The sequence below is a fragment of the Bacillus sp. B1-b2 genome (assembly GCF_009183415.1).
Classification (GTDB): domain Bacteria; phylum Bacillota; class Bacilli; order Bacillales; family Cytobacillaceae; genus Niallia.
Genome location: NZ_WEHU01000013.1, coordinates 120044 through 137371 on the forward strand (window position 1 = coordinate 120044; position 17328 = coordinate 137371).

The 17328-nt window shown below is 34.6% G+C and carries 11 protein-coding genes and 1 other annotated feature; all 11 genes read left to right on the plus strand.

From position 1 onward, the window contains the following. Positions 1-139 precede the first annotated feature (139 nt). Positions 140-964, plus strand: a complete 825-nt coding sequence (locus F9279_RS14205; protein ID WP_152114135.1) for a cytochrome c biogenesis protein — start codon at positions 140-142, stop codon at positions 962-964. 41 nt (positions 965-1005) lie between these two features. Then, a complete protein-coding gene (hemC, locus tag F9279_RS14210; RefSeq protein WP_152114137.1) occupies positions 1006-1941 on the plus strand; it encodes a hydroxymethylbilane synthase in 936 nt (311 codons plus the stop codon). Next, a complete protein-coding gene (locus F9279_RS14215; protein ID WP_152114139.1) occupies positions 1934-2719 on the plus strand; it encodes a uroporphyrinogen-III synthase in 786 nt (261 codons plus the stop codon). Before hemC ends, F9279_RS14215 begins: the two co-directional genes overlap by 8 nt. Beyond that, complete coding sequence (hemB, locus tag F9279_RS14220) at positions 2712-3686, plus strand: porphobilinogen synthase (protein ID WP_152114141.1); 975 nt, start codon at positions 2712-2714, stop codon at positions 3684-3686. The genes F9279_RS14215 and hemB overlap by 8 nt, the downstream gene beginning before the upstream one ends. Positions 3687-3702: 16 nt before the next feature. Next, positions 3703-4989, plus strand: a complete 1287-nt coding sequence (hemL, locus tag F9279_RS14225) for a glutamate-1-semialdehyde 2,1-aminomutase (RefSeq protein WP_152114143.1) — start codon at positions 3703-3705, stop codon at positions 4987-4989. Positions 4990-5395: 406 nt separating this feature from the next. Beyond that, positions 5396-6598, plus strand: a complete 1203-nt coding sequence (spoVID, locus tag F9279_RS14230; protein ID WP_152114145.1) for a stage VI sporulation protein D — start codon at positions 5396-5398, stop codon at positions 6596-6598. Positions 6599-6695: 97 nt separating this feature from the next. Then, entirely contained in the window at positions 6696-7748 is a 1053-nt protein-coding gene (gene ysxE / locus F9279_RS14235; RefSeq protein WP_152114147.1) for a spore coat protein YsxE, read from the plus strand. Between the two features lie 147 nt (positions 7749-7895). After that, positions 7896-8126 (plus strand) — a binding site (T-box leader). 58 nt (positions 8127-8184) lie between these two features. Beyond that, positions 8185-10830: a valine--tRNA ligase gene (locus F9279_RS14240; protein ID WP_152114149.1), complete on the plus strand. Its 2646-nt coding sequence runs from the start codon at positions 8185-8187 to the stop codon at positions 10828-10830. 85 nt (positions 10831-10915) lie between these two features. Then, the gene (locus tag F9279_RS14245) at positions 10916-12229 is read left to right on the plus strand and encodes a bifunctional folylpolyglutamate synthase/dihydrofolate synthase (protein ID WP_152114150.1); all 1314 of its coding nucleotides are present in this window, start codon (positions 10916-10918) and stop codon (positions 12227-12229) included. 160 nt (positions 12230-12389) lie between these two features. Further along, positions 12390-14117 (plus strand): sensor domain-containing diguanylate cyclase, encoded by a 1728-nt coding sequence (locus F9279_RS14250; RefSeq protein WP_226793523.1) that lies wholly within the window; start codon positions 12390-12392, stop codon positions 14115-14117. A gap of 194 nt (positions 14118-14311) precedes the next feature. Then, complete coding sequence (locus F9279_RS14255; protein WP_152114152.1) at positions 14312-17140, plus strand: VWA domain-containing protein; 2829 nt, start codon at positions 14312-14314, stop codon at positions 17138-17140. The last annotated feature ends 188 nt before the right edge of the window (positions 17141-17328 follow it).

A 17328-nucleotide genomic window follows, 5' to 3' on the forward strand; every position in this document is an offset into this window, starting at 1 on the left:
AAATTACTATTTAGATAACCTGCATCTTTCCTTGTAGCTTTAAGGTAAATAAAAATGATATGATAAAAGTGAAAATATGGAACCACTGTTTTATTCAGTGGGGAAATAAGTATTTTTTCTGCTCAAAGGGGAACCATATATGCAGGATATTTTTATGACTAGACTTCATGAATTTACCATCATTCTTTATGCATTATCTGTGCTATTATACTTTTTTGATTTTACGCATAATAACCAGAGGGCGAATAAGATAGCTTTCTGGTTACTTTTGTTTGTATGGACGTTACAATCCACCTTTTTAATTGTATACATCTTTAAAATGGAACGCTTTCCTATCTTAAATATTATGGAAGGTCTCTACTTTTACTCATGGATACTGGTTACATTATCCTTAGTCATTAATAAGCTATTAAAAGTAGATTTTATCGTGTTTTTTACAAATGTGCTTGGTTTTATCATTATGGCCATTCATACTTTTGCACCTGCTAGTGACACTAGTATGGTCAATGCAGATCAAGTGGTTTCCGAATTACTTTTTATCCATATTACAGCTGCTATATTAGCTTATGGATTATTTTCACTTTCCTTTATTTTTTCCTTATTATACTGTATTCAGTTTAATTTGCTAAAACAAAAGAAATGGGGGAAGAAATTAAGGCGGATTGCGGATCTTGCTAGACTTGAGTATATTTCATATGTATTGAATATCTTTGGGGTACCAATGTTATTAATCGGATTAATTCTTGGTGTGCAATGGGCTATGATACAAAATCCCACTTTCCCTTGGTATGACCCGAAAATTGTTAGTTCCTTTATTGTATTATTCATATATAGCTGTTACTTATATTTACGAATGACAAATAGGTTAAGAGGAAGGAATATTGCTATCTTAAATATTGCAAGTTTTTTAGTTGTACTAATTAATTTCTTTTTAGTAGGTAATTTCTCTACTTTTCACTACTAGGTTTACATATTAGAAAGAAGAAACGATGGAGGTTGTATGATATGAGAAAAATTATCGTGGGGTCAAGAAGAAGTAAGCTTGCTATTACTCAAACAAATTGGGTAATCAATCAGTTGAAAAAATTAGATTCTTCCTTTGAATTTGAAGTGAAAGAAATAGTAACAAAAGGAGATGTAATTCTGGATGTTACTTTATCAAAAGTAGGTGGAAAAGGCTTATTTGTGAAAGAAATTGAGCAAGGAATGCTTGATAAAGACATCGACATCGCTGTACATAGTATGAAAGACATGCCAGCAGTGCTTCCAAAAGGTTTAACAATCGGTTGTATTCCGAAAAGAGAAGATTATCGCGATGCGTTAATTAGTAAGAATCATATTCCTTTAAAAGAGTTGAAAGAAGGCGCCATTATTGGAACAAGTAGCTTAAGAAGAGGTGCTCAACTACTTGCAGTACGACCAGATCTTGAAATTAAGTGGATTCGTGGGAATATTGACACACGCCTAAATAAATTAGAAACAGAAGAATATGATGCCATCATTCTAGCTGCAGCAGGATTGTCTAGAATGGGTTGGACAAAGGATGTAGTAACAGAATTCTTAGAGCCAGAAATTTGTTTGCCAGCTGTAGGGCAAGGTGCACTTGCTATTGAATGCAGAGAAGATGACAAAGAAGTACTAGAGCTTTTAAGTAAATTATCCTGTCAGGAAACGACAAGAGCAGTTTATGCTGAAAGAGAGTTCCTACAAAGAATGGATGGAGGATGCCAGGTTCCTATAGCTGGATTTGCTACATCTAGTAATAAAGGCGTAGAACTAACCGCACTTGTTATATCACCAGATGGAAAGACAATCTATAAAGAAAATTTAAGTGGTCAGAATCCTATTGAAATAGGAGAAAAAGCGGCAAATCTTTTAACAGAGAAAGGAGCAAAAGCTCTAATAGATCAGTTAAAAGAGGAGCATATTATAGATGCATAACCCACTAATAGGAAAAAAAATCTTAGTGTCACGCTCAAAGGAACAAGCTGGTGTGTTGTCACAAAAGATAGCAGAATTAGGAGGCATAGCAATAGAGATACCTTTAATTGCTATAAAAGAAAAAAGGCTCCCAGACTCCACTTATACCTCTTTGCTTCAATCAGAGGTTGCTTGGGTCATTTTTACGAGTAGTAATGGTGTTCATGCCTTTTTTCGCCAATGGGATCACCAAACAATATTGCCTACAAAGATAGCTGTTATTGGAGAAAAAACAAATCAGACCTTGTTTAATTATGGATACCATGCAGACTTTATTCCATCTAAATATGTTGCAGAGCAATTTGTTACTGACTTCATTCCCCATATTTCTAAGCAAGATAAAATTCTTGTAGTGAAAGGAAACTTAGCTAGAGATCATATTGTCCTAGAATTAAAAAAAGTGTCTAAAGAGGTCAAAGAAATTATTCTTTATGAAACTTCCTTTCCAAAAGAAAGTGAAGTGGAGCTGGTTGAACACTTACAGAAAAAAAACATAGATATTCTTTTTTTTACAAGTACTTCAACGGTAGAACATTTTATGGGAATTGTGAAAAAGCATCATTTAGTAACAAATATAAGAAATTGTATAATCGTAAGTATTGGACCAATAACAACTGAGTGTTTGAAAAGATATGACATAGAAGCAGACATTACAGCTATTCCTTATACAATTGATGCCATGATAGAAGAATTAGTGATATATGTCACAAATAGAATAGGAGAGAGAAAGCATGACTGAATTTAAACGTCACCGTAGATTAAGAACATCTGCTAATATGAGAGCGTTAGTAAGAGAAAACCATATACATATTGATGATTTAATTTATCCACTGTTTATTGCGGAAGGAACAGATATTAAGAAGGAAATTTCTTCTATGCCTGGAATCTATAATTTATCAATCGACCATCTAAAAGAAGAAATGGATGAAGTGCAAGCTTTAGGAATTAAGTCTGTATTATTATTTGGTATTCCAAATGAAAAGGATGAATGTGGGACTCAAGCATTTCACGATCATGGAATTGTTCAAGAAGGCATTCGATATATTAAAAAGAATTATCCTGAAATCTTAATTATTGCAGATACTTGCCTTTGTGAATATACAGACCATGGACATTGTGGAGTGATTGAAGAAGGAAAAGTATTAAATGATGAGTCTCTTAAGCTACTTGTAAAATCAGCAGTCAGTCAAGCGGAAGCAGGAGCTGATATTATTGCTCCATCTAATATGATGGATGGTTTTGTTTACGAAATCAGAAAAGGACTGGATGAAGCAGGATTCCTTGATATACCTATTATGAGCTATGGAGTGAAATATTCATCTGCGTTTTACGGTCCTTTCCGCGAAGCAGCTGATAGTACTCCTCAATTTGGTGATCGTAAATCATATCAAATGGATCCAGCAAATCGAGTGGAAGCATTTAGAGAAGCGAAAAGTGATGTAGAAGAAGGTGCAGATTTTTTAATTGTGAAACCTGGGTTGCCTTACTTAGATATCGTTCGAGATATGAAAAATGAATTACAATTGCCAATCGTTATTTATAATGTAAGCGGAGAATATAGCATGGTAAAAGCTGCTGCGCAAAACGGGTGGATAGATGAAGAAAAGATAGTTATGGAAATGATGGTAGGTATGAAGCGTGCGGGTGCAGACTTAATTATCACCTACTTTGCTAAAGATGTAGCACGTTTATTAAAAGAACAATAAGAGGGTAGGGATTAGTATGCGTTCATATAAAAATTCAGAAGAAGCCTATATAGAAGCAGTCGAGTTAATGCCAGGTGGAGTGAATAGTCCTGTACGTGCATTTAAGTCTGTTAAAAGAAATCCAGTATTTATGGAATCTGGAAAAGGTTCGAAAATTTACGATATTGATGGCAATGAATACATTGATTATGTTTTATCATGGGGACCACTCATTCTTGGCCATGCAGATGATCAAGTAGTAGAAGCAATTAAAAAAGTAGCAGAAAAAGGGACGAGCTTTGGAGCTCCTACTTTAATTGAAAATAAATTGGCTGCGCTTGTTAAAGAAAGAGTGCCAAGTATTGAAATTGTTCGTATGGTTTCTTCTGGAACAGAAGCTACTATGAGTGCTATTCGTTTAGCACGAGGGTTTACAGGTCGTAATAAGATTTTAAAATTTGAAGGCTGCTATCATGGACATGGTGATTCCTTATTAATAAAAGCAGGATCAGGTGTAGCAACACTTGGTTTACCAGATAGCCCAGGTGTTCCAGAAGGAGTGGCAAAAAATACAATCACGGTTGCTTATAATGATTTAGAAAGTATTAAATATGCTTTCTCTATGTATGGAGAGGATATCGCTGGAATCATTGTAGAACCAGTTGCAGGAAATATGGGAGTTGTCCCACCGAAACCAGGGTTTTTACAAGGGTTAAGAGATATTACTACTAAATATGGGGCATTATTAATATTTGATGAAGTAATGACAGGCTTCCGAGTGGATTATGGCTGTGCACAAAGCTACTTTGGAATAACTCCAGATTTGACTTGTTTAGGAAAAGTAATCGGTGGCGGACTACCAGTAGGAGCTTATGGTGGAAAAGCAGAGATTATGAATCAAATCGCTCCAAGCGGACCTATCTACCAAGCTGGAACACTATCAGGTAACCCTTTAGCCATGACAGCTGGTTATGAAACGCTATCTCAGTTAACACCAGAGACGTATCAAGAATTTATACGAAAAGCAGACGTATTAGAGAGTGGCTTAACGATGGCCGCTAAGAAATTTGATATCCCATTTACCGTTAATCGTGCGGGATCTATGATTGGATTCTTTTTCACCAACGAAGATGTTAAAGATTATGAAAGTGCAAAAACATCTAACCTAGATTATTTTGCATCATTTTATAATGCAATGTTAGAACAAGGCATATTCCTACCACCATCACAATTCGAAGGAATGTTCCTATCCACTTCCCTAACAAATGAAGATGTGGAAAAAACAATCCAAGCAGCAGAGCATGCTTTTTCATTGTTGAAATAAATAACTTTTGACAAAGTGATTTTAGAAAATTTCTGGGGTTTTTATAATATGTTGCAAAAAAAGAATATTTTCCAGGTTGATTGGAGCGGATAGGTCAGACTCCTACGGGATTAGCAAGACAGACGAGACCCTGCAGGCCACATGTAGACCTCAGCTCGTCGCCCGCCCCGTGGAAAGCGAACCCCTGCATCGGAAACATATCTAATTATAAAAACAACTATCTCAAACAGTAATTAAAGTTTTATTTATAAAAACAGCGTGTCTACCTCTTTATTACAAAGATAGATACGCTGTTTTTTATTTTTCCAATAAACATAAGAAACTAATCATAAAGTGATTCTTCCCTTCATAAATTTGTAAAGACAATAGTGATATATACGTGAAAGGAATGAAGGGAGGAGTCGCTTTGTCTCAAGAAAATTCGTCAACATTACGCTTTTCGTTGGAAGAGTCGGTCTGGTTTCAAAAAGGACAGGAAGTAGCAGAATTGCTTTCCATCTCACTTGACCCAAATATAACAATCCAAGAGAACGATCAGTATATTAACATTCAAGGATCATTGGAATTAAGTGGTGAATATAAGCGAAACAATGAGGGGGAACAAGAAGAAGAGGATGTATTTAAGGCTCCTAAATTAATTCATTCAGTGATGGAGAGGGAAGAAAATGTTTGCGAATTTTTACATCACTTTCCTGTGGATATAACAATCCCTCTATCAAGAGTATCAAGCCTAGAGGATTTAGAAATCGAAGTAGAAACATTTGATTATGTCTTTCCAGAAACAAGTTGCTTAAACCTTACCGCAGATTTATCGATCACTGGCTTAGTGGAAGTAGAGCAGGAAGAGAGAGAGGATGAAGAAGCGGAGGAAATAGAAGCATTTGAAGAAGTAGAAGAAATAGAGCTTGCATTTAGAGGATCAGCAACAACTGAGGTAGAGGTAGAGACTCAAGAGTATGAAGAACCTGAGGAAATTACTTTTACTCCATTACAAACATCAAGCCCATTGTTAGAGGAGCATGTAGAAAAACAATCAGATGATTTATATACTTCCTTTGAAGTAGAAGTGAGAAAAGCACCAGAAGAGGAAGATGAATGGAATTCTAATGAAAGCTCTTATTTTGCAGAGGCTGCAAGAGAAGAAACAGAAGAAACAGAAGAAACAGAAGAAACAGAAGAAGTTCCCGCTGTACCAGAAATGAAAGTTTCTTTGTTTCGTAGTGAAGAAGAGGTCTATTCGGCAGAAGAAGTATACCAAAAGCCTCCACAAGAATCCTCTTCTATCTCTAAGACGGAAGAATTATTGCTTGAGCACCAAGAAGAGTTAGAAGAATCCTCTTCCACTCAAGCAGAAGAGCCTAAAAAGAAAAAGGGTCTTTTTAGTAAAACAAAATCATTAACCTTTACCGAATTTTTTGCAAGAAAAGAAGAGGAAACACATACAAAGCTGAAGGTATGTATTGTGCAGCATGGAGATACTTTAGAAAAACTGAGCAACAGGTACAATGTAAATATCCATAATCTATTAAAAGAAAATAGATTGGAAGCAAATCAAGATATATATGAAGGACAGGTATTGTATATACCAGGAAGCTTTGTAGAGAAATAAACATTAACCCATCCAGGCAGGAGAAATAATCCTGCTTGCCTTATTTTAGAAGAAAGAATAATTAAGTATGTTCCGTTTGAAGAAAGTGTGGGCGGATATGAATGAAAAAAATTTGTTAAAAAAATATACACCTATTTTAAAACCATACTCCGTAGAACCCCATTTTGTAGAGGAGTTTGGAAGGCTTGCGAAAATTTACAGTAATAAAGGGACATTTGCATTAAAAGGGATTGACCCTCATAATGGATCAGATTTTACCAGACATGTTCGTATGCTTTATCAAAAGGGATATAATCGCATCGTTCCCATCTATCCTACGATGGATGGAAGATATGCGGTTTTATATGATAATAAGTTGTATTATCTGATGCCATGGCTTCCTAATGAAGATAGAGAAACCTATTTTAAGAAACATCAGCAAATGTTTCGAGAATTAGCTAGACTTCATATTCTATCCTCTAAAGAAGTAACGATTGAGAAGGAAGATCGAGAAGAGCATTATGAAAATACTCTGTTAGATTTAGAAAAAGAACAGGAATTCTTAGATGGATTTATTGAACATTGTGAGAGCAAGGAATATATGTCTCCATTTGAGCTAATGTTTTGTATGTACTATCATGATATAAGGCAGGCGCTTATTTACTCAGAAAACAAATTAAAAGAGTGGTATGAGGAAACAAAAGAGGATGAGAAGGCTAGAGTATCTATTATTCATGGGAAAATTTCGCCAGAACATTTTTTGTACGATGACCGTGGATATGGGTACTTTACTAATTTTGAACAGGCAAGATACGGAGCACCTGGTCATGATTTATTACCCTTTCTAGCACGTTCCCTTAAAACGACACCAAAGCAAAATGATGATTGTATTGAATGGTTATATACGTATTTTAATCATTATCCTTTAAAGAACGATGAAATGCTTTTGTTTTTAAGTTATTTGGCACATCCTGGACCAGTTATTAAAGTATGTGAAAAATATATGAAAAATGAAAAGAAAGAGAAAAATGAGCGTAAGTTTACCCAAAAGCTTTTGAGGCAATTTTGGCTATTAAAGAACACGGAGTATGTGGTGATGCGCGTGGATGAAATTGAGCGCCAAAAGAAAGCACAACAAGAAGCAGCTGAACAAGCAGAGGCCCAAGATTAGACCTTGGGCCAATTTTTTGATTCAGCTAGAACATACGCTTAAAAGGACATATAATAAAAAAATGAGAAGATAGAATAAAAGCAAAAAAAATAGGCTATCCTTATTGACGAGAATATGTTATTTTCGGTAGTATATATATTATTAAAATAAAAGGCAATGACAGGGAGTAGTACAATGTCCGTTGATTTAAAGAGAGGAAATCATTTGCTGTGAGATTTCTATTCAACCCATTGGAAGGTAGCCCTCGAGCTTCTTTTGCGAACGGTTTACTTATTAGTGAAAGACGGAGAGATTCCGATATCATCTTTTTAAGAGCCAATACATTCATTTGTATTGGAAAAAAGGTGGTACCGCGAACAGACTCCATTCGTCCTTTTATGACGAGTGGAGTTTTTTTATTTGCTAAAAAGTACATGTGGAAATAGGAGGAAAAAAGATGGAAATGAAGGAAATCTCCATGCCAACAAAATATGATCCAGCTAATATTGAGAAGGGTCGCTATGATTGGTGGTTAAAAGGAAAGTTTTTTGAAGCTAAACCAGATGAAGGGAAAAAGCCTTACACGATTGTTATTCCGCCTCCAAACGTAACAGGTAAATTGCATTTAGGTCATGCATGGGATACTACATTACAAGATATCTTAACAAGAATGAAAAGAATGCAAGGTTATGATGTTCTTTGGCTTCCAGGAATGGATCATGCTGGTATTGCTACACAAGCTAAGGTAGAAGAAAAATTACGTGCACAAAATATTAGCAGATATGATTTGGGACGTGAAAAATTTGTAGAAGAAACGTGGAAATGGAAAGAAGAATATGCTAGTCATATTCGTGAACAATGGTCTAAAGTAGGTCTTGGATTAGATTATTCTAGAGAGAGATTTACCTTAGATGAAGGACTTTCAAAGGCTGTTCGAGAAGTTTTTGTTTCTTTATACAAAAAAGATTTAATCTATCGTGGTGAATATATCATAAACTGGGATCCAGCTACGAAAACAGCTTTATCAGATATTGAAGTTATTTATAAAGATGTTCAAGGTGCATTCTATCATATGAAATATCCTCTTGCTGACGGATCAGGATATATTGAAGTAGCTACAACTCGTCCAGAAACAATGCTAGGGGATTCTGGGGTAGCTGTTCACCCTAATGATGAAAGATATCAACACTTAATCGGAAAGAAAGTTCTTCTACCAATCGTTGGAAGAGAGATTCCAATCGTTGCTGATGATTATGTAGAAATGGATTTTGGTTCAGGTGCGGTTAAGATGACTCCAGCACATGATCCTAACGACTTTGAGGTAGGAAACCGACATAATTTAGAGAGAATACTTGTTATGAATGAAGACGGCACAATGAACGAGCGTGCAGGCAAGTATGAAGGCATGGATCGATTTGAATGCCGTAAACAAATTGTGAAAGATTTACAAGAGATGGGCGTTCTTTTCAAAATAGAAGAGCATATGCACTCTGTAGGACATTCGGAAAGAAGTGGAGCAGTTGTAGAGCCATATCTTTCTACTCAATGGTTTGTTAAAATGCAACCATTAGCTGATGAAGCGATTGCTCTTCAAGCTAAAGAAGAGGAAAAAGTAAATTTTGTGCCAAATCGCTTTGAGAATACGTATATGCGTTGGATGGAGAATATTCGTGACTGGTGTATTTCTCGTCAGCTTTGGTGGGGACATCGTATTCCAGCTTGGTATCATAAAGAAACAGGAGAAATTTATGTAAATCAGGAAGCTCCAGAAGATATCGAAAACTGGGAGCAAGATACAGATGTTCTTGATACATGGTTTAGTTCGGCTCTATGGCCATTTTCTACAATGGGCTGGCCAAATACTGAGGACGAAGATTTTAAACGTTATTATCCTACAGCAGCATTAGTAACTGGATATGATATTATCTTCTTCTGGGTATCTCGTATGATTTTCCAAGGCCTAGAATTTACTGGACAAAGACCATTTAATGATGTATTAATCCACGGACTTGTTCGTGATGAGCAAGGACGCAAAATGAGTAAGTCTTTAGGTAATGGTGTGGATCCTATGGATGTTATTGCACAGTATGGTGCAGACTCCTTACGTTACTTCTTATCAACAGGAAGCTCACCAGGGCAGGATTTACGTTTCAGCATGGAAAAGGTAGAGTCTACTTGGAACTTTGCGAATAAAATTTGGAATGCTTCTCGTTTTGCATTAATGAATATGAATGGATTAACGTATGAAGAAATTGATTTAACTGGCGAAAAATCAGTTGCAGATAAATGGATTTTAACTAGATTAAATGAAACAATTGAGACAGTAACACGTCTGTCTGATCGTTATGAATTCGGAGAGGTTGGAAGAGTTCTTTATAACTTCATTTGGGATGATTTCTGTGATTGGTATATTGAAATGGCGAAGCTTCCTTTATATGGAGAAGATGAAGTAGCTAAATTAACAACTCGTTCAATCCTAGCATATGTATTAGATAATACAATGCGTTTATTACATCCATTTATGCCATTTATTACAGAAGAAATTTGGCAAAACTTGCCTCATTCTGGTGAATCTATTACAACGGCAGCATGGCCAGAAGTTAATGATGCATTTACAGATGAAAAGGCTGCAAATGATATGAAACTATTGGTTGAAATCATACGCTCTGTACGTAATAGTCGTGCAGAAGTAAACACGCCAATGAGTAAGAAAATCAGTATTCTTTTAAAAGCAAAAGATGAAGAAGTAAAGGCAACTTTAATGTCTAATCAATCTTATATCGAGCGCTTCTGTAATCCAGAGAACTTAACGATTGATACAGAGATTGCTGTACCAGATAAAGCAATGACTGCCGTTATTACAGGTGCAGAAATTATTCTTCCACTTGAGGGGCTTATCAATATGGAAGAAGAAATTGCACGACTTTCTAAAGAATTAGAAAAATGGTCTAAAGAAGTAGAGAGAGTGCAAAAGAAATTGAGCAATGAAGGCTTTGTTAAGAAAGCGCCAGAGAAAGTAATTAACGAAGAAAAAGCTAAAGAACAAGATTATTTAGAAAAAAGAGCAGCAGTTGAAGCAAGAATTAAGGAATTAAAGGGATAATTTCATAATGGTTGGAAGGGTGACTTTAGATAATAGCTAAAGTCACCCTTCTCCTATTTCATTTTTGATAAAAGAAGGTGCACTTATGTTTCATTCTTATACTGATGCATTAAATTGGATCCACTCTCGTTTACGTTTTGGAATTAAACCAGGACTAACAAGAATGGAAATGATGATGGATAAACTGAACCATCCTGAGACTAAAGTAAAAACCATTCATATTGGTGGAACCAATGGGAAAGGTTCAACAGTCACGTATTTAAGAAATATTCTAGAGCAAGCTGGCTTAACAGTTGGTACTTTTACTTCTCCTTATATTGAGCTATTTAATGAAAGAATAAGTGTAAATGGATCCCCAATTAAAGATGAAGAAATCCTACTATTAGCAAATAAATTATATCCAATTGTGGAAGAAATGGATCAAATGGATATAGGAGGACCAACTGAATTTGAAATAATAACAGCCATGTCTTTTTATTATTTTGCCTATATAAATAAGGTGGATATCGTAATTTATGAAGTAGGATTAGGAGGAAGGTTTGATTCTACCAATATTATTTCACCCTTATTGTCCATTATCACTAGTATTGGCTTAGATCATACGGCAATTCTTGGGGAAACATACAGAGAGATTGCTATGGAAAAGGCTGGGATTATTAAACATAACTCACCTATCATTGCAGCTGTTAAGCAAGTGGAGGCTGTAGAGGAAATAGCTAAAAAGGCTAATGAAGAAAATGCTCCTCTATATCTTTTGTATAAGGACTTTACTATAGACAATGAGAAATTAAATAGTAAAGGAGAAGCTTTTACGGTAAAAGATGCTTATCACAGATTCGAAGAGTTGCAGATCTCTATGTTTGGAAAACATCAAGTAGAAAATGCTTCGTTAGCAGTTAAAGCAGCTCTTTTACTGAAAGATAACTTTCCTCCAATTACTGAAATCAATATCCGAAATGGTTTAGAACAAGCAACGTGGCCGGGACGATTTGAAATTATCTCAGAAAATCCTCTAGTTATTTTAGATGGAGCTCATAATATAGAAGGGGTGGAAGCACTAACTAGTGTCTTAACAAACCGTTATCCAGATAGAAATAAAAGTATAATTTTCGCAGCGTTGTCTGATAAAAAAACAGATAAAATGATTGGACTGTTAGACAAGGTCGCGAATGATATTACGTTTGTTACCTTTGATTATCCAAGAGCGTCAAATAGTTTTACGTTATATGAGGAAAGTAAGCATATCAATAAAGCACATACTTCCGATTGGAAACGAGCAATTACGGATAAATACGAGTCCCAACATAATAAGGAAAGCATGTTAATTATTACGGGTTCTCTTTACTTTGTATCAGAAGTGAAGAAGTTTTGGAAGGATTTGAAAAAAAATCATAGGTAAAAAATCTTATAGATTATTTGAGAAGAAAGAGGTAGTATATATTTATTAACTCTATCTATTTGAATTTTATGAAAATATAGCAATATTTGGTGTTTAATAGCCTTTTTTTAGGGGGTATAATAGTTAATAAGTAATAGGTCTAATGAAGTGAGGGAAATGGGTGAAGGCAAATATGGTCAAACCAAACACGAAAAATTTAATATGGACTATATGGTTACTGCTTTCTCCTTTAGGATTGTGGGTTACTTACCGTATGCATCCTCCGCAAATTCAAGGACAGGAATGGGAAATACTAGGGTTTTTATTATTCATGGTGATTGTGGCAAGTATGCCAATGATTATTAATGGAAATTCGGTTTTCTTCCTACAATGGGCATCTTTATCAGTATTTTTAATCTTTGGATTATTTATTGAAACGGTTCTTGTACAAATTGCTTTAATGGCTGTCCTATATCAAGCAAAAATAGATAAGAAATCTTTATTTAGGATTCCTATGAATTCTACTATGTTTATTTTAGTTTCTATTAGTAGTGGAAATATTTATTTTGCTTTAGGTGGAGAATTAAAAGTAGATTTATTTTCTAGTGTACAGGCTTTTTCTTTAGGTATTGTTTATGTTCTATCCTATCTTATCATTAATACTTTTATTATCTTTTTTATTGATCGAGTTGTTTACGGCAGAAGAACTTCATTCTTTACAAAAGATTTGTTTTGGGAAATGCTTACAACAGCAATAAGCTATCCAGTAGGTATTGCGCTATATGTAATTTATTTGGATATAGGTCCTCTTGCTTTAATTTTAATTGGTGTCCCTTTTATTTCCTTATCACTTATTCTAAAGTTGTATCATTCTAGTCAAACAGTTAATGATTACTTGAAAAAAATAACAGAGATAGGCCATCAACTCTCTCAAAACTTATATGTTTCAGAAACCATTGAATTTTTTAGTAAGAAATTATATGAGTTATTTAAGGTGGATTTCATATTTATTCACCAAGTAAATGATCGAAGTGAATTAGAAATGATAGCTAGAGTGGAAGGGCAAGAAGAGCTACCTGTTTTTGAAAACACGTTAATGTCGAGTGAAGGAATTTGTGGTAGAGTATTGGAAACAAAGAAGGCATTAGTGTTTCATTCAAAGCAGGAGTGGATGGAAGTGAACAAGGGATATATGCCTGAAGATATTCAAAGTGTTTTATGTATGCCGCTTATAAAGAATAGTAAAGTTATTGGTGTATTACTACTTGGAAAGAAACAAAAGAAGGCATTTGCTAATATGAAGCTGATGGTATTAGATTTGCTTTGTGCTCAATTTGCCATTGCACTTGAAAATGCTAAGTATTTCGAAAAAACAAAGGAAAATAGCGAAAAATGTGGACTAACAAAACTATATAATTATCGTTATTTCGAAAAATATTTAACAGCAAGATTTACTGAATTACAGAACAAGGAGATAAAGAATCTAGCACTTATCATGTTAGATATTGATCACTTTAAATCGATTAATGATATTTATGGTCATCAAGCTGGAAACGAAATATTAACAGGCTTTGCTGACCGCATTCAACAGCTAATTGGTGATCATGGATTATTTGCTCGTTATGGTGGAGAAGAATTTGTTATTTTATTAACCAATACGTCTATTGCAGAAGCATATGATTTAGCCGAGTTTATTCGCAAAATGATCGCTTCAAAACCTTTTTTAATCAAGCAAAATATGAATGATGAAAATCAACAGACCAAAGTTAGTATTACAGCTTCTCTAGGGCTTGCTAGTGCACCTGATGATGCAGACGAGCCTATGGCACTAATAAGGCATGCAGATAGGGCACTATACGTAGGTGCGAAAAGAGCTGGGCGAAATCGTGTAGCTAGTTATATAAAATAGATAGCAGTAGATAGAACTTCCAGCTGGGGGGTTCTTTTTTTTATTTTTGTAAATTTTTCTAAACTAGATAAATAGTGGTGTATTTTTCCACAATAAAACGCTATGCTAGTACAAAAGTACTTGATATAATGAGAGTATTATAGATAAGTAGCTAAAATTTAGTAAAAGAGTTATAGATTAGGGGTGCAATATTTATGAGGAGAACGAAATTAGCTAGTAAATTTTTATTAGTTCCATTATTGTTGCTATTGCTTATGCCTACAGAAACAAATGCTGCAGCAGGCAAACCTGCAGTGAATTTTACTGTTACTCCTTCTCAAGGTGTAATTGTAAAACCTAGTAATGGAATAGCTCAAGGGAGTCTAGATGTGCGTTTAACACCTGAAGGAAAAGCAACGAATGCTAATCGTTCTCCTATAGATGTTGTGTTTGTTTTTGATAAGTCGGGTTCAATGAATGAGAGTGGAAGAAACCCATATAAATTTGAAAGTGCAAAAAATGCAATGTATGATGCAGTGAAAATATTTAGTGCAGATCCAAATATTTATGATCGCTTTGGATTTGTTCCTTTTGATAGTGATATTGACGAGAGTAATATTGTTAAATTTCCGTCTAGTTCAATTTATTCTCAAAAAAATGTTAGAGATAACTTAAGTTATATCAGTAATACTACATTTAGGTTAAATGCATTAGGTGGAACCAACTACACCCAATCTCTTCAGAAGGCTTCGTCTATGTTAGCATTAGGGAATAGTAATGCAAGTAAGTATATTTTTTTCATGACTGATGGTGAACCGACTGTTTCTACTGCAACGGAAAACATTAATAATAGGGATAGAGAAGTGACTTACACAATTTATACAAATAATACAGCAACTAGAACCTATCAAGGATATAATAGAAATATTTACTTAAATGATGCTGAAAGAAATATTAAGGCTCACATACAAAAAGAAGTTGAATCTTTAACACAACAAGATATTAAATTATATTCTATAGGATTTGGAAATAATAAAGAAGTAGATATGGGATATCTAAACACCTTGTCACTAAAAACAGGAGCAACAGCACAACAAGCATCAACAGATACTATTTCAAAAATATTTGAAGATATCTCCACAAAAATCTCAACACCAACCATTACAGCTACTATTAAGATTAATATTTCAAAATTCAAAGATACAGTGAAATTAGCTGATGATGCAAATGCAACAACGGATAGCGCGGGGAATATTATTATAAAGAAAGATATCCTTTTCCCAATAAATCAAGATCCATCTGGTGCAATCGATATTTCCTTACCGTTAACTTTTAGTAAGGAAGGAAAATATGAATTCGATAATATTACGTTACAATATACGGATTTGGATGGAAAAGCACAATCTAAAAGTACTAGTGCAACTATTGAAGTCAAAAGTGATGCTCCTGCCACTTTCTCTGCTAATATGACACTAGAAAAAGTACAAAATGAATTAAGTGATTTAATTAAAACGAGTAATTCAACAGATCAAACAAACCACTTTAATGTTAAATATACAATGAATCCAACAGGACTTGTAAATAGTGCTGTATCTGGAATATTAAAAAATTTGGTGATTGAGCAACCTCTGCCAGATAGTGTGAGTGTTGTGTCTACAGAAAATGTTAAAGCAGAAACTAGGGATATAAATGGCACAAAACAAAAATATGCCATCATTACTGTTCCGAACGAAGCTAACTATTCCAATGGATTATTTAGAGTTTCTGAAATTACGAAAACTATTCAATATAAAGTAGATCATGCTGTTAGTAATTTAACCATGCCAAGAGCCAATTTATATTATGTTGACTCTCCTCGATTTGCAGATAAAAAACAAACAACTACCATTGCTGCATCACAGCAGTCATTAAATATGAAAGTACAGTTAAAAGAGTTCTTAGCTAACAAGTACACAGGTGATGCGGCAGGTATTATCGAAAAAAGAGATCAAGGAACCAATAATAAATTAGCGAATTCTGAGTTCCCAAATGACTACGGCTTACAAAATAAACCAGTCAAAGATATGATTTTTAAAGAGGGGTCTTCTAACAGAATTATTGAGATTACGTACTCAGATAATACAAAAGCTTATCTAAACTTTGTACCAGACTTCGATTTAACTGGTCAAACAACAGCCACTAAATATAATAGTGGTGCAACAACGACAGAATATGTGAATGCCAAGCTGACAAGTAAAGTAGCTGGAAGTAGTGTAACATATTCATATAAAGTGGATAATGTTTCTAGCAGCACAGGTTGGAAAGAACTAGATCCTACTAAGGATATTCCAATAACTTCACTTGGTAACAATACCATTTCAATAAAAGCTAGTGGTGGATTCTCTAATAATACCGAGGTTATTAAAACTATTACTATTACCAGACCCGTTACATCTTTAGTAGTTAATCCTAATCCAATTGAATTGAATATTGGTGGTACGAAAAGCTTTACAGTGGATATTCAACCAACTGATGCAACAAATAAGAACCTCAATATTAGATTAGAAGATACATCCATTGCGTCATTAGTAACTGGGCAAAATACTATAACAGGTAATAAGGTAGGTACAACCTATTTACTTGTATCAACAACCAATGGACCTGAGATCATTGAGCGTATCCCAGTAAATGTTATTGATCCATATGTAAGATTAGATAATATCAAGTTTAAACAAGATCCTTACCAATTAGAACTAAGCGATGGATCATATGATGATTTAATTCCTGTTGAAGATTTATTAACCTTTAATCCAACAAATGCGACAGATAAGGATATTGTTAATGTTGTTTCAAACAGACCTGAACATGTAGAAGTTGTCAAGATTAATGGAGATTATTATATCAAAGGGGTGGAAGTTGGTTATGCCCAAGTAACAGCGACTGCTGAGAAACAAAAGGATGGTACCCAACCAAAGGCTTCCACAAATGTCCAAGTTGTTAAAGACAGTGACAATGGTGGAGATAATGGTAGCGGAGGAAGTAATAGTGGAAGTGGCCGATGGTAAGGGGAATAGGAAGTAAGAGGAGAGCTCTATCTGCATAGATAGAGTTTTTCTTTTCGATATTTTACCACTAGCGTCGCATTAAAATAACGTATCACACTTAATTAATCTAAATTTTCTGCATTCTATCCATTACACAAAAAAATCCTTTATAATGGTCTGGTGGTAGTAACCTATCCAAATCCAATATA

Excerpts from the sequence above, each read along its gene's own strand:
- hemB (WP_152114141.1), top strand. The coding sequence starts at position 2,712 with ATGACTGAATTTAAACGTCACCGTAGATTAAGAACATCTGCTAATATG.
- F9279_RS14215 (WP_152114139.1), top strand. The coding sequence starts at position 1,934 with ATGCATAACCCACTAATAGGAAAAAAAATCTTAGTGTCACGCTCAAAG.
- F9279_RS14245 (WP_152114150.1), top strand. The coding sequence starts at position 10,916 with ATGTTTCATTCTTATACTGATGCATTAAATTGGATCCACTCTCGTTTA.
- hemL (WP_152114143.1), top strand. The coding sequence starts at position 3,703 with ATGCGTTCATATAAAAATTCAGAAGAAGCCTATATAGAAGCAGTCGAG.
- F9279_RS14255 (WP_152114152.1), top strand. The coding sequence starts at position 14,312 with ATGAGGAGAACGAAATTAGCTAGTAAATTTTTATTAGTTCCATTATTG.
- ysxE (WP_152114147.1), top strand. The coding sequence starts at position 6,696 with ATGAATGAAAAAAATTTGTTAAAAAAATATACACCTATTTTAAAACCA.
- F9279_RS14240 (WP_152114149.1), top strand. The coding sequence starts at position 8,185 with ATGGAAATGAAGGAAATCTCCATGCCAACAAAATATGATCCAGCTAAT.
- F9279_RS14205 (WP_152114135.1), top strand. The coding sequence starts at position 140 with ATGCAGGATATTTTTATGACTAGACTTCATGAATTTACCATCATTCTT.
- hemC (WP_152114137.1), top strand. The coding sequence starts at position 1,006 with ATGAGAAAAATTATCGTGGGGTCAAGAAGAAGTAAGCTTGCTATTACT.